The organism is Phenylobacterium sp. (assembly GCF_046290725.1).
GTDB lineage: Bacteria > Pseudomonadota > Alphaproteobacteria > Caulobacterales > Caulobacteraceae > Phenylobacterium.
Genome location: NZ_JBKBUH010000001.1, coordinates 191,221 through 205,831, shown reverse-complemented (window position 1 = coordinate 205,831; position 14,611 = coordinate 191,221). Strand labels below are relative to the sequence as shown.

Genomic DNA, 14,611 nt, shown 5'->3' with positions numbered 1-14,611 from the left:
GTCCGAAAGTGGCGCTACATAGCCATCGGCAAGCATAGTTTCGCTATAGCTGTTCTCACTTGCCTATCAGGCCTGCGCCGGCTGCAAGGAGTACGATCCACATTGCCATAAGTGCGCCGCACATTACTCGAGCGGGCAATCTTCCCCATAGAGAGCCTTTGCCCACTGAGAAGGGACGAGGGTAGATTGAGTTCTCGCCAAGATGCAGTAGCCAATGGTCCTTTAAGTACTTAGATTGCTGGGATGCTGCGAGAACGCCAAATAAGGTCGCGAGCGCCACAACGAAACCTGCAAGTGTAATGGTTGTGTGGATAAATTTCCGCGCTGGCGCCGATCCGTCTGCTGTCGCGACGAGAGCATAGCTTGCAATCATGAACCCTTGGAAGGTCAAATTCCAGTTCAGTCGCGCAGCAACCAGATTTTGCTCAAAAGCGATCTGCGTCGCGACCGCCTCAGCTACCGCCGCAGCCTCGTCTCTAGATATTTGCATCAGATCTCCCCATCCTCGGCAGAGGATAGTGGCTGGTTGATCTAGCAACAAGCGGAGAACGTGGCGTTGAAACGGATAATCTTCACTTACTTGACACCAGCTGTGTTCCGCGATCACCGATCAGACCGACCTTGTTCTGGGTGCCGACATCGGTGTTCAAATGTCTGGTTGCTGGCCCGATCCGACGGTCCGCACCTGGCGCGGAGCGAGCCTGCGCCGACCGCTTCAGCCAAGTTCAGCCTGGCGGAGGATAGGGATCATTTCCGTATGTCCACTCAGTCTGCCATTGCCCGTCTCGACCTTGAACGAGCACTTGGGCGTCGTGACCCTTTTTCCCTGAACTGTGGGCGGCATCCACGGCCGCCTTCATGGCGGCCTTCTGAGTGTCGTAGGCGTAGTCCTTATCGTTGTGGCGCACCTTCTACCGAGCGCCATCCCTGAGGACGTAGTACCGAACTCTGGCCATCAGACGTCCTTACTTTTTCTTGTTGGGACGTTGGCTCAAGGCCGAACCGGCGGCGCTTTTCGCGGCCGCCGAGGATTTCGGATCCCGCAACACTTTCGAGGCGGCGGCGCCGGCCTTCTTACCCGTCTGCTCGTTGATAGGCTTTTTCGCCATGGTCGCCTCCCATAAGGCACAGCTTCGCTCAATAATGATGTTCGCGCAAGACGTGCGAGCGGGAGTGGCGCAACCGACATGGATCGATGCTCAAGGTCCGCTTCGGGTGGAAAGCGGACGTTCCGTCTGCGACAGTGAGCGCCATGTTGGCGCTGTTCGCAAGCTGCTTGGTTTTGGCGGGAGCCACATCGGCCCCGCTGTCAGCGACAGCGGGCAGGGTGGAGGCCCGCGCAGTTCTACCCGGCGAGAAGCTCAGCAAGGATCGATACGTTCGCTACTACCTGCGGACGACCATCACCAGCGACGCTGATCTGCCCTTCACGACATCAGGTTCCTTCACGCTCCCCGCGCCGCGCAAGGTGTGGCTCGGCATCTACGTCCAAACTCCGAGCATCTGGACCACCTCGCCGCCCGGCGTTCGGGTCGTGGAGCGTCGCGAGGAGTTTCCAGAGTTTGTTCACGGCGGGTGCCAAGTTGTGAACATGGTGGCTGACGCCGATACGGGAGCAACGCTCGCAAGCTGGTGCAACGTTGATGACGGGCCGCCCGTGAACGGCAGGCCCCGCGCGATTCCAACCTACTTCGCTCCCAACTCACCCTTCCGCTGACTGAAGGGTCCGCCATGGGTCGCGACCCGTCATTGGCCAACGCGCATAAAGGCGACCTTCGTCGCTGATCTCCCAGTGTCCGCTTCCCGCACCGGTCTCAACGTCTCTTCTTGGCGCCGAAGGGACGAGCCACCTCCTAGCGGATTCCGAGGCGGTGAACTGCCGGATGGAACGGCGCTGTTCGACGACTAGCAGTCTTCGAGGCTCAAGACCTGAGTTGGGCAAGATACAGATGAGTTTCGTTACGCAACGAGAGTTCGCCCAACGGAGCCAATGCCCTTTCAACCTCGAACAACAGCCGGTCACGTCGCTTTTGAGCGATCACGTTGTAGTCGGATCGAGTGCGCAGCTGCCGTACAAATCCGGTGGCGGTCACGCGCTCCGTCCAAGTGTAGGCCTTCTGAAGCACTGGTCCGAACAGGCCGGAAGCATCGAAGAGCTCGCGAACGGGGCCTTCTGGCAAGTACCAGGCCTGCGGCGGGGGGCGCCAGAGATCCGGCGCGATCTCGGCGTAGATAGGTTCAAGCACCGCCAAAACTTTAGGCGGCGGCGACGATGGAACGTGACCGAAGACCGCGAGCCACCCACCTGGCTGCAAAGCCGAGGCGGCCTTGGGGAAGCTAACGGCCGGATCGATCCAGTGCCACGCCTGGGCGGAGGCGACGAGCCGAAAACCGGCCGGCTCCGGAGCAAACGTCTCGAATTGATCGACGTGGAACTCTACGGCGCTCAGACGTGCCTGCGCGAGGGCGATCAGCTCGGCGCTCGGATCAAGGGCCACCACTTCCCATCCGCGGCCAAGCAAGCCAGCTGTAGCCTGGCCGCTGCCGCAGCCGATCTCTAGAACCCGCTGGGCGGCTCCCCCGACGACATCAGCTAGATCCTCGAACAGCTCGTCGGGATAGTAAGGGCGAACCGCATCGTATTCGGCCGCCACCGCGCCGAAGGTGTTCCTCTGATCGTTCACGATCACCCCGCTAGGTGAAGGCCCGAGACCCTACAGGCAATCAGAGGATGCCGCCGCCTGCAACGTGCCCGACGTATGGGCAAACACGAGCTGTAGAGGGGGTATGGGCCGTGGCCCTAGCTGCGATGCTGCCGAACCGCCAACAGAGCGCTGAGGAAGCCTGCGACAGTGATGGCGAACATCGCGCCTATGATCAGAGTGAGAAGCCACGCGACTGCCCACTCCCGTTCGTCGCTGAGAGCTGGATCCAGCGGTGCGGCTTGCAGTTTCTCGGCGATGGCGACGACGCGCTGCCGATCCGACGTCTGTGCCGCGCTTTGGGAGGTCGCTCCGGTAAAGAATACAGCTACGAGCGCGACAGCGACCGCTAAGCGATAGTGATGCATGTTCCCCCCGTTTTCATAGCGAGGTTAGTAGACATCCGGTGCCTGGCGTCACGAAAAATCCACCTGATGGAGCGTTGACCGCGGGCAGCGCTGAAGCTGCGCGGCCTGGGAGCACGCCGTTCTCGCTCAGGCCCGGGGTACAGAGTCCGCTTCGCGGCCGTGGGCGGATGTCTCTTCCTGGCGCATCGCCGTCCCCAACCTGCGGCCCTGGGCATCTGCTCCGGCCCCGCTGCAACCGGCAAACCGCGCCACCCCACCGCCGCCAGCGCGTCGCCACCCCCAATCGCGCCTGCCCCGTTCCCCGCGGAGGCCGGCAGGATTTCGCCTCGCCTTTCCAAAAATTCACTTCGGGCGTGCGGGCGGGGGCGTAAGGTCGCGGAAAATTTTCCTTTGGGGGGATACATGCTCCGCGCCACGGCCTCGGCCCTCGTTCTCGCCTTCGCCCTCTCCACCGGCCCCGCCTTGGCCCAGGGCGCGGCGGCGGCGGCGGAAGCCGCCGCGCCGACGGCCGACGCCCGGCTGGCGGCCTTCTTCCAGGAGGCCTTCCTGGAGAGCGCGCGGCTCAGCCCCGAAACCCTGACCGCGCTCGGCATGAAGGAGCGCTACGGCGAACTCGGCGACTACACCCAGGCCGGCCAGCAGAAGGCGCTGGCCGTGGCCGAGGACCAGCTGGCGCGGATGAAGCGGACATTCGACCGGGCCGCGCTCAGCCCCGCCTCGCAGCTTTCCTACGACCTCTTCGAGCGCCAGGTGGGCGTGCAGCGCCGCCTCGCCCGCTGGTACTGGCAGGGCTACGCCGTCTCCAGCACCGGCAGCGCGCTGGACGGCCTGCCGGTCATGCTGATCAACAACCACCGGGTGGATTCGGTCGCCGACGCCGAGGCCTATGTCTCGCGCCTGCGGGCATTCGAGCGGGCGGCGGGCGAGGTTTCGGCGGAGCTTGGCGAACGCACGGCCAAGGGCTTCCTGCCGCCCGCCTTCGTCTTCGGCCGGGTGATCCCCGACGCCCGCAACCAGATCAAGGGCGCGCCCTTCGACGACGGCCCGGACCACGCCGTCTGGGCGGACTTCAAGAAGAAGGTCGAGGCGCTGCAGGCCGAGCCGGCGGTCAAGGCGTGGCTGCTGGCGCAGGGCGAAGCGGCGCTCAAGGGCGAATGGCGGCGCGGCTACCAAGCCTATATCGCCGCCCTGGAGGCCATGCAGAAGGCGGCCAGCGCCGTGAACGGCGTCTGGGCCCTGCCGGAGGGCGAGGCCTATTACGCCGACATGGCGGCGTTCTTCACCACCACCGACCTGACCCCCGACCAGATCCACGAGACCGGTCTTTCGGAGGTGGCGCGCGTCCGTGGGGAGATGGAGGCGATCAAGGCCAAGGTCGGCTTTTCGGGAACGCTGGAAGAGTTCTTCACCCACGTGAAGACCGGCGAGAGGTTCCACTATCCCGACACCGAGGCCGGCAAGCAGCAGTACCTGGCCGACGCCAAGCGGCTGATCGCCGACTACATGGCCGTGGCCGACAAGCAGTTCTCCCGCCTCCCGAAACAGGCCCTGGAGGTGCGCGCGGTGGAGCCCTTCCGGGAGAAGACCGCCTCGGTGGCCTTCTACAATCCCGGCACGCCGGACGGATCGCGGCCCGGGATCTTCTACGTCAACCTGTCGGACATGACCCAGGTGCTGAAGCCGCAGCTTGCGGCCATCGCCTATCATGAGGGCGCGCCCGGCCATCACTTCCAGATCGCCCGCAGCCTCGAGCAGGCCGACCTGCCCATGTTCCGGCGCTACAGCTATCAGGGCGCCTATATCGAGGGCTGGGGCCTCTACGCGGAGAAGCTCGCCAAGGAGGCCGGCTTCTACACCGATCCCTACGAAGACTTCGGGCGGCTCTCCCTGGAGCTTTGGCGCGCCGCGCGGCTGGTGGTCGATACGGGCATTCACGCCAAGCGCTGGGATCGCGAGCGCACCGTGCAGTACATGCGCGACAACACCCTGAACTCCGAGCGGGACATCCAGAGCGAGGTCGACCGCTACTTCACCAATCCGGGCCAGGCGGTCAGCTACAAGATCGGCGAACTGAAGATCCTGGAGCTGCGCCGCAAGGCGCAGGCGGCGCTGGGTCCGAAGTTCGACCTGCGCGCCTTCCACGAGACGGTGCTGGAGAACGGCGCCCTGCCGCTGGACGTGCTGGAGACGCGGGTCGACGCCATGGTCGCGCGGATGCGGTAGGGGAGAGGGCGGTCAGTCGAAGAGCTTGGAAACGCTCTCTTCGTTGGCGATGCGGCGGATGGCTTCGCCGATCAGCTGGTCGCAGCTGACATAGCGGATCTTGCCGGCGCCCTCGGCCCGGTCCGGGCGCTGGATGGAGTCGGTCATCACCAGCTCCTTGAGGATCGAGGCGTTGACCCGCTCGACCGCAGCCCCCGACAGCACCCCGTGGGTCACATAGGCCGAGACCTCCGTCGCGCCGCCGTCCACCAGGGCTTGGGCGGCGTTGCAGAGCGTGCCGCCGCCGTCGATGATGTCGTCGAACAGGATGCAGCGGCGGCCGGAGACGTCGCCGATGATGTTGGCCACCTCGCTCTTGCCCGGGCCGGAGCGGCGCTTGTCGACGATCGCGAGCTCGGCGTTCAGCCGGCTGGCGACGGCCAGAGCCCGGACCACCCCGCCCACGTCCGGCGAGACGATCATCAGCTCGGACGTCTTCTCGTAATTGTCCTTGATATCCCGGGCCAGCAGCGGCGCGGACAGGAGGTTGTCGGTCGGGATGTCGAAGAAGCCCTGGATCTGGCCGGAGTGCAGGTCCATGGTCAGGACCCGGTCGGCGCCGGCCCGTTCGATGAGGTTGGAGACCAGCTTGGCGGAGATCGGCGTGCGGCCGCCGGTCTTCCGGTCCTGCCGGGCGTATCCGAAATAGGGCATCACCGCGGTGATCCGCCGGGCCGAGGCGCGCTTCAGCGCGTCGACGCAGATCAGGAGCTCCATCAGGTTGTCGTTGGCCGGATAGCTGGTCGACTGCAGGACGAAGACGTCCTCGCCGCGGACGTTCTCGTCGATGGTGACCCAGACCTCGTTGTCGGCGAACCGCTTCACCTGGGCCCGGCAGAGGGGCACGTCCAGGTGCGCGGCCACGGCTTCGGCGAGCGGACGGTTGGAATTGCCGGCCAGCAGCTTCATCGGGCCCCCGAGGTCATGTCTTGGCTGTTGGCGCGGGCTTGTAGCAGGCGGACGGCCGCGGGCAAGAGGACTCCGCGCCGATCCTTTCCTGCGCGCAGGCGTTCCAAACCGGACCCGAAAGCCGCTAACCTTCTCCCATGCCCGAAACGATCGTCGATCTGCGCCCGGACTGGCTGCCGGTGTGGGCGCTCAATTTCATCATTATCGCCGCCGCCGGGCTCCTGGCCCTGGCGGTCCACCGGATCGCCGTGGCCGTGGTCAGGCGCGTGCTGCGTCGGCGCGACGTCTTCTGGCGCGAGCTGATCCAAAGGACCCGCAGGCCGACGGCGCTCGCCCTGCTGATCGTCGGCCTGGCGCTCGGCGCCACCGTCGCACCGTTGGACGGGGCGCCGCTCGACGCGTTCCGGCGGGTCCTGCTGCTGGCCTTCATCGGCCTCTGCGGCTGGATAGGAGTGACGGCGCTGGACATCGCCACCCTGCTCTACACCCGCCGCTTCAAGATCGACGTCGAAGACAATTTGCTGGCGCGCAAGCACCTGACCCAGACGCGCATCCTGCGGCGCACGGCCTCGACCCTCATCGTGGTGCTGACCATCGCCTTCGCCCTCATGACCTTCTCGGGCGTGCGGCAATACGGGGTCAGCCTGCTAGCCTCGGCCGGGGCGGCGGGGATCATCGCGGGCCTCGCCCTGCAGCCGTTCCTGACCAACCTGATCGCCGGCGTCCAGATCGCCACCACCCAGCCGATCCGCATCGACGACGCGGTGATCGTCGAGGGCGAATGGGGGCGGATCGAGGAGATCACCTCCACCTATGTGGTGGTGCGGATCTGGGATCTGCGCCGGATGATCCTGCCGCTCACCTACTTCATCCAGCAGCCGTTCCAGAACTGGACGCGGGAGACGGCCCAGCTGATCGGTTCGGCGATAATCTATGTCGATTATTCGGCGCCCGTGGATCAGCTCCGCGCCAAGCTGGAGGAGATCGCCCGGGGCTCGCCCCTCTGGGACGGCGAAGTGGTCGGCTTGCAGGTGACCGACCTCACCGACCGCACCATGGAGCTGCGCTGCCTGGTGGGGGCACGCAACGCCGGCGACGCCTTCGACCTGCGCTGCGAGGTGCGCGAGAAGATGGTGGCCTTCCTGAAGGCGGAATATCCCCACGCCCTGCCGCGCGGCCGGCTGGACCTCGCGGCGCAGGAGGCGCAGCCCGCCTGATCCAGGCTAGTCCAGCACGATGGCCGACAGGAGCCGGCCGAAGTCCGGCTCGCCCCGCTTGAACGCCCGCCGATTGGAGAAGAACGCCTCGGCCTCGGCGCAGGTGTCGCGGCCGATCCATTCGCAACTCCGCACCCCTGTCCGGCGCAGGCGGGAAAGGACGAAACCCGGCAGGTCGAAGAGCCGCTTGTCCGCCGCCTCGCCCGCGGCGAAGAAGGCTTCGTTCCGGGGATCGGCGGTCGTGAATCTTTCGAGGAACTCCAAGCCCACCTCGTAGGAGGTCTGGGCGATGCAGGGACCCACGACGGCGACGATCCGCTCGGGCGCCGCGCCCAGTTCCACCATGCGCTCGACCGCGGCTTCCGCCACGCCGGCGAGCGCGCCCTTCCAGCCGGCGTGGGCGGCGGCCACGACGCGGGCGTCGGGATCGGCCAGCAGGATCGGGGCGCAGTCGGCGGCCAGGGCTCCGCAGATTACGCCGGGCGCGCGCGTCGCCACGCCGTCGCCTTCTGGACGGGCCTCGCCGAACGGGGCTTCCGCCACGAGGATGACGGGGGAGTGGATCTGGTAGCAGGTGCTGAGCGCCTCGGGCCCCAGGCCGAAGTGCGCCGCCGCGCGCCGCCGGTTCTCGGCCACCTCGGCAGGCTCGTCGGCCGAGCCGCGGCCGACATTGAGGCTCTCGTAGATTCCCTTCGAGACGCCGCCGCGGCGGGTGAAGAAGGCGTGCCGCACGCCGGGCAGGTCGAGCAAGGGCGAGGTGACGACGGGCAGGGCGGTCAAGACGGCGACTCGAAAGCAGGCGGAACGAAGCCGGGACGGTGGATGCAGGCGGCCTTGAAGAGTTCGCCCATCTGGTCGGGGGCGACCAGGCGCTCCAGCTGTCGGCCGATCTCGTCGCCGCGGTCCGGGCGGGCTGCGGTCAGGGCCTCGGGGGGGGGGGCGATCCCCCGGCGGAACAAGAAACCCCCCCTGGTCAGGATCTGCGGGATGGCCGCGCCCTGAGCGTGGGCGGCGGCGAGCACGGTCGGGAAATCGGCGTGGACGGTCAGGTCGGCCTCGCCGGGAGAGGCCAGGGGGTGTTCCTTCCGGTGGGCGCGGATCGCCTGCAGGGTATCGCCGAAACCCGGCACGGCGCGGCCGTAGTCGATCAGCAGCGCGGCTCCGCCCTCCTCGACGACACGTGCGCCGATCTCGGCGCCGAGCGCCTGCTGGGCTGCGGAGATCTCCAGCACCGCGCCGGGCGAGGCGTCGCGATCGATCGCCGTGGTAGGCGCCAGGCCGAAGACGAGCTCGCCTTCCGGATCTAGCCCCACCATGCGCTCGGCCCACCCGCGGTCGGCACGCACGAGCTGGCGGGCGGGCAGGCAGTCCAGCACTTCGTTGGCGATCAGCAGGATGGGCGCGCCGGCTGGGACCTCTTCGAGCGTCCGCGCCCAGGCCAGGCGGTCGCCCAGCAAGGCGCGCTGGCGTTCGCGCAAGGGTTCGGAGACCTCCACCAGCCACACGTCGGCGGCCTCGCAGAAGGCGGGCGACAGGCGAGCGGCGCGCAGCAGGTCGCTCATCAGCGAGCCGTCGCCAGGCCCGATCTCCACCAGGCGCACCGACGCCGGGCGGCCCATGCGGTTCCAGCATTCCACCGCCCACAGGCCGATCAGCTCGCCGAACATCTGGCTGACCCCGGGGGCGGTGACGAAGTCGCCTTGCGCGCCCAGGGCCGGGCGCACGGCGTAGTATCCGTCCTGCGGGTCGTAGAGGCAGGCGGCCATGTACTGCGCCACGGTCAGCGGCCCGCCGAGGCGGATCTGGGCCGCCAGCCGCTCGCGCAGGCTCATCGCGCCTGGGCGGGTTCGCCGGCCGCTTCGCCGGCGGGGGCGGGCGGCTCGGCGGGAACCGGCTCGCGCAGGCCGCGCCAGATCAGCCAGGCGCCGCCGATGAACATCGGCGCCGACAGCATCATCCCCATGGTCAGGCCAAGCGGGAAGTCAGGCAGATAGCTGTCGGGCTCGCGGACGTTCTCCACCAGCGAACGGAAGAGGGCGTAGCCGAACAGGAACATGCCGGCGACCACGCCGCGGCGGTTGAGCAGCCCCGCCGAATGGGTCGCCCAGCGCAGGACGAGGAACAGCACGATCCCTTCCAGGGCGGCTTCGTAAAGCTGGCTGGGATGGCGCGGGGCCAGGCCTGCGCCAGGGAAGACCACGCCCCAGGGCAGATCGGTGGGCCGGCCCCACAGCTCGCCGTTGATGAAGTTGGCGATACGCCCGAAGAACAGGCCGAAGGGCACGGCGGCGGTCACCACGTCGCCCAGGCGCAGGAGGTCGAGCCTGTTGACCTTCACGAAGACGAGGACTGCGACCAGCACGCCCAGCGCGCCGCCGTGGAAGCTCATGCCCCCGTTCCAGACCCGCAGAATCTCCAGGGGGTCGGTCAGGACAATGGAGGGGGTGTAGAACAGGACGTGGCCCAGTCGGCCGCCGATGATGACGCCGAGCGTGATCCACAGCACCAGGTCGTCGATCTGGGCGACGGTGGCCGGCGGCCCGCGGCGGGGCCAGAGCCTCTGGTTCTTCACCAGCCCCGCGGCGTATCGCCACCCCAGCAGGATGCCAGCGACGTAGGCCAGCGCATACCAACGTATGGCGAAAGGCCCGATTTGAACGAGGACAGGGTCGATGTCCGGAAACGGCAAGGCGCGCTTCTCCACTGATCTTCCCTGGGGTTTAGACGAGAAGCCCTTCGCTTTCATCCCCCGCGGGTCCATATAGGGCCTATGCAGACCCAGAACCCTTTCATGGACGAGTTCGCCAAGCTGACGGCCGCCGCCATGGGCCTGGCCCAATCGGCAGGCGAGGAGGCGAAGGCCGCCTTCCGCGCTCAGGCCGACCGCATGGCCGCCGAGCTCGACCTGGTCCGCCGGGACGAGTTCGAGGCCCTCAAGGCCGAAATCGCCGCCCTCCGGGCCGAGCTTGCCACGCTGAAGGCCGCGCCGGCGCCGAAGAAGGCCGCCAAGGGCGCTTGAACACGCGAACCCGGCTCGCCCTGCGGAAGAAGAATGTGACGCAGGGCGCCCGAAGCAGATTACCTTCATTATCGCAGGCGATTCGGGGCCCTTCCCGGTCCCCGCCGCCAGATGCGAAAGGACCGCCGGTCTATGGATACGCAGCCTGACGAAGACGTCCTGGTCGCCCTCGATCCCCTGGAAGTGGTCGAACACGTCCTGACGGCCGAGAACCTGCAGTTCGACCGCACCGAGGACGGCGATCTCGCCTTCACGCTCGCCGGCGACTGGAAGGACTACGAGCTCTGGTTCGCCTGGCGTCCGGAAGCCGACTGCCTGCAGCTGTGCCTGTCCATCGATCGTCAGATCCCGGCCGAGCGCCGCGCGGCGGCCTTCGAACTGGTCTCGGCGGTCAATCAGCGCGTCTGGCTCGGCCATTTCGAGATCTGGGACGACGGCGAGGTGGTGTTCCGCCACGCCATGGCCCTGATGACCGGCGAACGGCCGACGCTCGCCCAGGCCGCGGCGATGATCGACGTGGCCATGGAGGCGGCCGACCGCTTCTATCCGGCCTTCGACTTCCTGATCGGCGGGGCCAAGTCCGCCGCCGACGCGATCGCCGCCTGCATGTTCGAGACCGTCGGCGAGGCCTGAGCCTTGCCGATGGGCCCCGTCCTGATGCTCGGCGCCGGCCGGATGGGCGGCGCCATGATCGAGGGCTGGCGCCTGTCCGGCGCGCTCGCGCCTGTCGAGCTGATCGTCCGCGAACCTCATCCCGGCCCCCAGGTCGAGGCCGCCGTCGCGGCGGGAGCCCGGCTCAATCCGGCCGATGAGGCGCTGGGCGCCGCGCGCACGGTGGTCCTGGCGGTGAAGCCCCAGGCCTGGCGGGACGCGGCGGCCCAGGTCGCGCCGCACATCTCGCCCGAGGCGGTGATCGTCTCCATCGCCGCCGGCGTGGCCTGCGCCGATGTCGCCGACGCCTTTGGCGGCCGGCGCGTCGCCCGCGTCATGCCGACCACGGCGGTCGCCATAGGCCAGGGCGTCGCCAGCATCTATTCGGTCGACTCCGAAGCCCGGGCGCGGGCGAAGGCGCTGTTCGAGCCGCTCGGAGCGGTGGTGGAGCTGGCCGAGGAGGAGCTGATGCATGCGGCGACGGCCGTCTCCGGCTCGTCGCCCGCCTATCTGTACGCCTTCGTCGAAGCGCTGGAGGCCGCCGGCGCGGCGGCCGGCCTGCCGCAGACGGATTCCGCCCGACTGGCCCGCGCCACGATCGCAGGCGCCGCAGCCCTGATGGCCCGGAGCGGCGAGGAGCCGGCCGAGCTCCGCCGCCAGGTCACCTCGCCCGGCGGCACCACTCAAGCGGCGCTCGAGGTGCTGATGGGAGAGGGCGGCCTCGGACCCTTGCTGGACAAGGCCGTAGCCGCCGCCGCCAAGCGTTCGCGAGAGCTGGGGGGCTGACTCACCCAACGCTCATCCCGGCGAAGGCCGGGACCCAGATTCAGCCTTGAACTCAGCGGGTTTCACCTGGGTCTTCGCCAGGATGTAGACGTAGAACACCCTTCGTCAGCTCGCTCGCCGCCAGGTCTGAGCCTGGCAAACGACGGCGATGCAGCCCTCCACCTTGAGCGTGCCGTCGCCGTTCACGGCGATCTTGGAGGCGTAGGTTCGGCCCGATTCCGGATCGTAGATCTTGCCGCCGGCCCACTTGCCCGGGCCGGCCGGCTTGAAGTCGCGGATCAGCATCAGGCCCACGACCGGGCGGTCGCGCAGGGCCGGGTCGGGGTTGTTGACGTCGGTCTGGGGTCGGCCGTCAGGACCGTTCGGGTTCCTCAGCCAGACGATGGTTCCGCACATCTTGGCCTTGTCGTTGGCGCAGGGCGCGACGCGGACGCGCGCCGAGCCCCCCTGGGTGAGCCAGTGGCCTTCCGCCGGATCGGCTGCCGAAGCCCCGGCGGGCAGGGCGAGCGTCAGGGCGGCGGCGAGGGCGAGTGGGGCGGTCTTCATGGCAGGGTCTCCCGGCGAATTCCCGAACCTCCGCCTTAGCCGGCTGAATGCTCGATGAACAGGGTTATGCCGGCAGGCGCACGATGGCCCGCAAACCCCCCAGGGGCGAGCGGGCCAGCACCACGTCGCCGCCGTGGCCGCGGGCCACGTCGCGGGCGATGGCCAGGCCCAGGCCCACGCCCTTCTCGTTCTGGTTCCGCGCCTCGTCCAGTCGGTTGAAGGCCTTGAAGGCCTCCTCGTAACGGTCCTCGGGAATGCCTGGGCCGTCGTCGTCCACCATCACCTCCACGCCGCCGCCCGCCCGGCGCGTGGCGGAAACGGCGATCCGTTCGCCATAGACGGCGGCGTTCATCACCAGGTTGGAAAGGGCGCGCTTCAGCGCATTGGGCCGCACGGTGGCGGCGAGGTCCGGATCGACGTCGAGGGCGACCTCGGCGCCGGCGCGAAGGGCGCCTTCGCACACCTCCTCCACCAGGGCCTTCAGCCGCACGGTCTCGACCGTCTCGCCCCCCTCGCCGCGGGCGAAGGCGAGATATTCGTCGATCATGTGCTCCATCTCGGCCAGGTCGCGCTTCATCTCGGCGGTGCGGGCGGTAGGCTCGGCGAGCGCCAGTTCCAGCTTCAGCCGGGTCAGCGGCGTGCGCAGGTCGTGGCTGACGGAGGCCAGCAGGGCGGTGCGCTGCTCGATATGGCGCTGGATGCGCGCCTTCATGGCCAGGAAGGCGTGGGCCGCCTGGCGCACCTCGCGCGCGCCGTGCGGCTTGAAGGCGGGCGCGTCGATGCCTCGCCCGAAGGCGTCGGCGGCCGTCGCCAGCCGTTCGATGGCGCGGGTCTGGTTGCGGATGAAGAGGATCGCCACGGCGGTCAGCAGGATGGTCGCGACGGTCATCCAGAGGACGAAGATGTGTCCCTGGGTGGCGAAGGCGCGGTCGCGCGGGGCGAGGACCCGCAAGGTCCCCTCGGGCACCTTCACGCGGATGTCCACATAGGCCGGGTAGCGGGTGGTGTCGAACCAGAACGGCTGGTCCAGCCGCTCCGAAAGCGCCCGCTCCAGCGACCGGTCGACCACGGCGAACAGGGCCGGGCGGCGGCCCTTAGGCAGGTCGCGCCCCGGCTGCAGGGCGATGGAGAGGCTGAGCGAGGCCTCGGCCCGGTCCACCAGCCGCTCAAGGGCGGCGGGGCTGGGATCGTCCTGATAGCTCTCCACCGCCCAAGCGACCTCGCCGGCGAGGCCCTCGGAAAGGCGGCTGGTCACGGTCTGCCAATGAGCGTCGAAGAAGATCCAGGTCACCGCCACCTGCATCAGCGCCACCGGCAGCACGATGATCAGCAGCGAGCGGCCGAACAGCGAGCTCGGCAGCCGGCGCTTGATGAGCCGTCCAAGAAGGCGCGGCGAGGCTATGCGCATCGCCGTGGGCCCACGAAATGCACGCCGCCCGCCATCAGTCCGGCGCCAGGAGGTAGCCCCGGCCGCGGACGGTCTGCAGATAGCGGGGGGTCTTGGGGTCGCTTTCGATCTTGCGGCGCAGGCGGGTCACCTGCACGTCGACGGCGCGGCCGGAGGGATCGACGGTCTCGCGCGCCAGCTCCAGCCGGTCGACCGGCTCGTGCGGGCTGCGGGCCAGGCGCTTCAACAGCCCCACCTCGGCCTCGGTCAGGCGAACGGGCGCGCCCTCGCGGGTCAGTTCGCCGCGCTCGGGGTCAAACCGACAGAGGCCGAGCGACAGGGGCTGGGCCGCGGAGGCCGCCGGCCGCCCCTGAGCTCTCCGGAGGATCGCCTCGATGCGCAGCAACAGCTCTTCCGGCTCGAACGGCTTGGCGAGGTAGTCGTCGGCGCCCAGCTTCAGGCCCTCGATGCGGTCCCCGGCGAGGCCTCGGGCGGTCAGCATCAGCACCGGCGTGCGTCCGGCGTGGCCCTTCTGCTCGCGCAGCCAGCGGACCAGGGAAAATCCGTCCTCGCCTGGCATCATCACGTCAAAGACCGCCAGGTCGAAATTCAGGGTCTCCAGCAGGGTGCGCGCCTGGGGCCCGCCGGGGGCTGCGGTCACCCGGAAGCCGGCGCGGGCCAGGTACTGCTTCAGCAGGTCGCGGATGCGGTCGTCGTCGTCGACCACCAGCAGGTGGCGATCGGGCGCGTCGGTTGCGGCCATC

Annotated in this window: 18 protein-coding genes; 6 read left to right on the top strand and 12 right to left on the bottom strand. The window is 68.3% G+C overall.

What is annotated here, in order from left to right; all coding sequences use genetic code 11:
- Positions 1-55: 55 nt before the first annotated feature.
- The 3 genes from ACK41C_RS01105 to ACK41C_RS01095 form a co-directional block, all read right to left on the bottom strand.
- A complete protein-coding gene (locus ACK41C_RS01105) occupies positions 56-490 on the bottom strand; it encodes a hypothetical protein (RefSeq protein ID WP_409649352.1) in 435 nt (144 codons plus the stop codon).
- Between the two features lie 235 nt (positions 491-725).
- The gene (locus ACK41C_RS01100) at positions 726-908 is read right to left on the bottom strand and encodes a DUF2188 domain-containing protein (RefSeq protein ID WP_409649349.1); all 183 of its coding nucleotides are present in this window, start codon (positions 906-908) and stop codon (positions 726-728) included.
- 57 nt (positions 909-965) lie between these two features.
- Positions 966-1,109 carry a hypothetical protein gene (locus ACK41C_RS01095; protein WP_409649346.1) on the bottom strand — a complete coding sequence of 48 codons (144 nt, stop codon included), beginning with the start codon at positions 1,107-1,109 and terminating at the stop codon, positions 966-968.
- 86 nt (positions 1,110-1,195) lie between these two features.
- Here ACK41C_RS01095 and ACK41C_RS01090 point away from each other — a divergent pair, with 86 nt between their 5' ends.
- Entirely contained in the window at positions 1,196-1,717 is a 522-nt protein-coding gene (locus ACK41C_RS01090; protein WP_409649344.1) for a hypothetical protein, read from the top strand.
- A gap of 205 nt (positions 1,718-1,922) precedes the next feature.
- On the opposite strand, the gene ACK41C_RS01085 is transcribed toward ACK41C_RS01090, so the two are convergent.
- On the bottom strand, positions 1,923-2,684 hold the full coding sequence (locus ACK41C_RS01085; protein ID WP_409649341.1) for a class I SAM-dependent methyltransferase: 762 nt from the start codon (positions 2,682-2,684) through the stop codon (positions 1,923-1,925).
- Positions 2,685-2,800: 116 nt separating this feature from the next.
- Entirely contained in the window at positions 2,801-3,070 is a 270-nt protein-coding gene (locus tag ACK41C_RS01080; RefSeq protein ID WP_409649338.1) for a hypothetical protein, read from the bottom strand.
- A 402-nt stretch (positions 3,071-3,472) separates the two neighbouring features.
- Between ACK41C_RS01080 and ACK41C_RS01075 the strand changes: the two genes are divergently transcribed.
- Positions 3,473-5,293 (top strand): DUF885 domain-containing protein, encoded by a 1,821-nt coding sequence (locus tag ACK41C_RS01075; RefSeq protein WP_409649335.1) that lies wholly within the window; start codon positions 3,473-3,475, stop codon positions 5,291-5,293.
- Positions 5,294-5,305: 12 nt separating this feature from the next.
- Here ACK41C_RS01075 and ACK41C_RS01070 read toward each other — a convergent pair whose 3' ends face one another.
- Positions 5,306-6,241, bottom strand: a complete 936-nt coding sequence (locus ACK41C_RS01070) for a ribose-phosphate pyrophosphokinase (protein WP_409649333.1) — start codon at positions 6,239-6,241, stop codon at positions 5,306-5,308.
- Positions 6,242-6,378: 137 nt separating this feature from the next.
- On the opposite strand from ACK41C_RS01070, the gene ACK41C_RS01065 reads away from it, so the two are divergent.
- Positions 6,379-7,458, top strand: coding sequence for a mechanosensitive ion channel family protein (locus ACK41C_RS01065; RefSeq protein ID WP_409649330.1), 1,080 nt, complete (start codon positions 6,379-6,381; stop codon positions 7,456-7,458).
- A 6-nt stretch (positions 7,459-7,464) separates the two neighbouring features.
- Here the strand turns inward: ACK41C_RS01065 and pgeF are convergent, their stop codons facing one another.
- From pgeF to lgt, 3 genes are read right to left on the bottom strand one after another with little or no spacing between them, the layout of a single operon-like run.
- A complete protein-coding gene (pgeF, locus tag ACK41C_RS01060) occupies positions 7,465-8,238 on the bottom strand; it encodes a peptidoglycan editing factor PgeF (protein ID WP_409649327.1) in 774 nt (257 codons plus the stop codon).
- On the bottom strand, positions 8,235-9,290 hold the full coding sequence (locus ACK41C_RS01055) for a class I SAM-dependent methyltransferase (protein WP_409649325.1): 1,056 nt from the start codon (positions 9,288-9,290) through the stop codon (positions 8,235-8,237). Before ACK41C_RS01055 ends, pgeF begins: the two co-directional genes overlap by 4 nt.
- Entirely contained in the window at positions 9,287-10,147 is an 861-nt protein-coding gene (gene lgt / locus ACK41C_RS01050) for a prolipoprotein diacylglyceryl transferase (RefSeq protein WP_409649322.1), read from the bottom strand. Before lgt ends, ACK41C_RS01055 begins: the two co-directional genes overlap by 4 nt.
- 81 nt (positions 10,148-10,228) lie before the next feature.
- Here lgt and ACK41C_RS01045 point away from each other — a divergent pair, with 81 nt between their 5' ends.
- The 3 genes from ACK41C_RS01045 (at position 10,229) to proC (ending at position 11,914) form a co-directional block, all read left to right on the top strand.
- The gene (locus ACK41C_RS01045) at positions 10,229-10,477 is read left to right on the top strand and encodes an accessory factor UbiK family protein (RefSeq protein ID WP_409649320.1); all 249 of its coding nucleotides are present in this window, start codon (positions 10,229-10,231) and stop codon (positions 10,475-10,477) included.
- 132 nt (positions 10,478-10,609) lie between these two features.
- Positions 10,610-11,110, top strand: a complete 501-nt coding sequence (locus tag ACK41C_RS01040; RefSeq protein ID WP_409649317.1) for a YbjN domain-containing protein — start codon at positions 10,610-10,612, stop codon at positions 11,108-11,110.
- A gap of 9 nt (positions 11,111-11,119) precedes the next feature.
- Positions 11,120-11,914, top strand: a complete 795-nt coding sequence (gene proC / locus ACK41C_RS01035; RefSeq protein WP_409649314.1) for a pyrroline-5-carboxylate reductase — start codon at positions 11,120-11,122, stop codon at positions 11,912-11,914.
- Between the two features lie 105 nt (positions 11,915-12,019).
- Here the strand turns inward: proC and ACK41C_RS01030 are convergent, their stop codons facing one another.
- From ACK41C_RS01030 to ACK41C_RS01020, 3 genes are all read right to left on the bottom strand, one after another.
- Complete coding sequence (locus tag ACK41C_RS01030) at positions 12,020-12,460, bottom strand: DUF2147 domain-containing protein (RefSeq protein WP_409649312.1); 441 nt, start codon at positions 12,458-12,460, stop codon at positions 12,020-12,022.
- Positions 12,461-12,524: 64 nt separating this feature from the next.
- Complete coding sequence (locus tag ACK41C_RS01025; RefSeq protein WP_409649309.1) at positions 12,525-13,868, bottom strand: ATP-binding protein; 1,344 nt, start codon at positions 13,866-13,868, stop codon at positions 12,525-12,527.
- 34 nt (positions 13,869-13,902) lie between these two features.
- Entirely contained in the window at positions 13,903-14,610 is a 708-nt protein-coding gene (locus ACK41C_RS01020) for a response regulator (protein WP_409649306.1), read from the bottom strand.
- Between the last annotated feature and the right edge of the window lies 1 nt (position 14,611).

Bases quoted from the DNA above. Each gene is read 5' to 3' on its own strand.
- ACK41C_RS01080 (WP_409649338.1), bottom strand. From the start codon at position 3,070: ATGCATCACTATCGCTTAGCGGTCGCTGTCGCGCTCGTAGCTGTATTC.
- ACK41C_RS01095 (WP_409649346.1), bottom strand. From the start codon at position 1,109: ATGGCGAAAAAGCCTATCAACGAGCAGACGGGTAAGAAGGCCGGCGCC.
- ACK41C_RS01090 (WP_409649344.1), top strand. From the start codon at position 1,196: ATGCTCAAGGTCCGCTTCGGGTGGAAAGCGGACGTTCCGTCTGCGACA.
- ACK41C_RS01020 (WP_409649306.1), bottom strand. From the start codon at position 14,610: ATGGCCGCAACCGACGCGCCCGATCGCCACCTGCTGGTGGTCGACGAC.
- ACK41C_RS01065 (WP_409649330.1), top strand. From the start codon at position 6,379: ATGCCCGAAACGATCGTCGATCTGCGCCCGGACTGGCTGCCGGTGTGG.
- ACK41C_RS01030 (WP_409649312.1), bottom strand. From the start codon at position 12,460: ATGAAGACCGCCCCACTCGCCCTCGCCGCCGCCCTGACGCTCGCCCTG.
- ACK41C_RS01045 (WP_409649320.1), top strand. From the start codon at position 10,229: ATGCAGACCCAGAACCCTTTCATGGACGAGTTCGCCAAGCTGACGGCC.
- ACK41C_RS01025 (WP_409649309.1), bottom strand. From the start codon at position 13,868: ATGCGCATAGCCTCGCCGCGCCTTCTTGGACGGCTCATCAAGCGCCGG.
- ACK41C_RS01040 (WP_409649317.1), top strand. From the start codon at position 10,610: ATGGATACGCAGCCTGACGAAGACGTCCTGGTCGCCCTCGATCCCCTG.
- ACK41C_RS01055 (WP_409649325.1), bottom strand. From the start codon at position 9,290: ATGAGCCTGCGCGAGCGGCTGGCGGCCCAGATCCGCCTCGGCGGGCCG.
- ACK41C_RS01075 (WP_409649335.1), top strand. From the start codon at position 3,473: ATGCTCCGCGCCACGGCCTCGGCCCTCGTTCTCGCCTTCGCCCTCTCC.
- ACK41C_RS01105 (WP_409649352.1), bottom strand. From the start codon at position 490: ATGCAAATATCTAGAGACGAGGCTGCGGCGGTAGCTGAGGCGGTCGCG.
- proC (WP_409649314.1), top strand. From the start codon at position 11,120: ATGGGCCCCGTCCTGATGCTCGGCGCCGGCCGGATGGGCGGCGCCATG.
- ACK41C_RS01070 (WP_409649333.1), bottom strand. From the start codon at position 6,241: ATGAAGCTGCTGGCCGGCAATTCCAACCGTCCGCTCGCCGAAGCCGTG.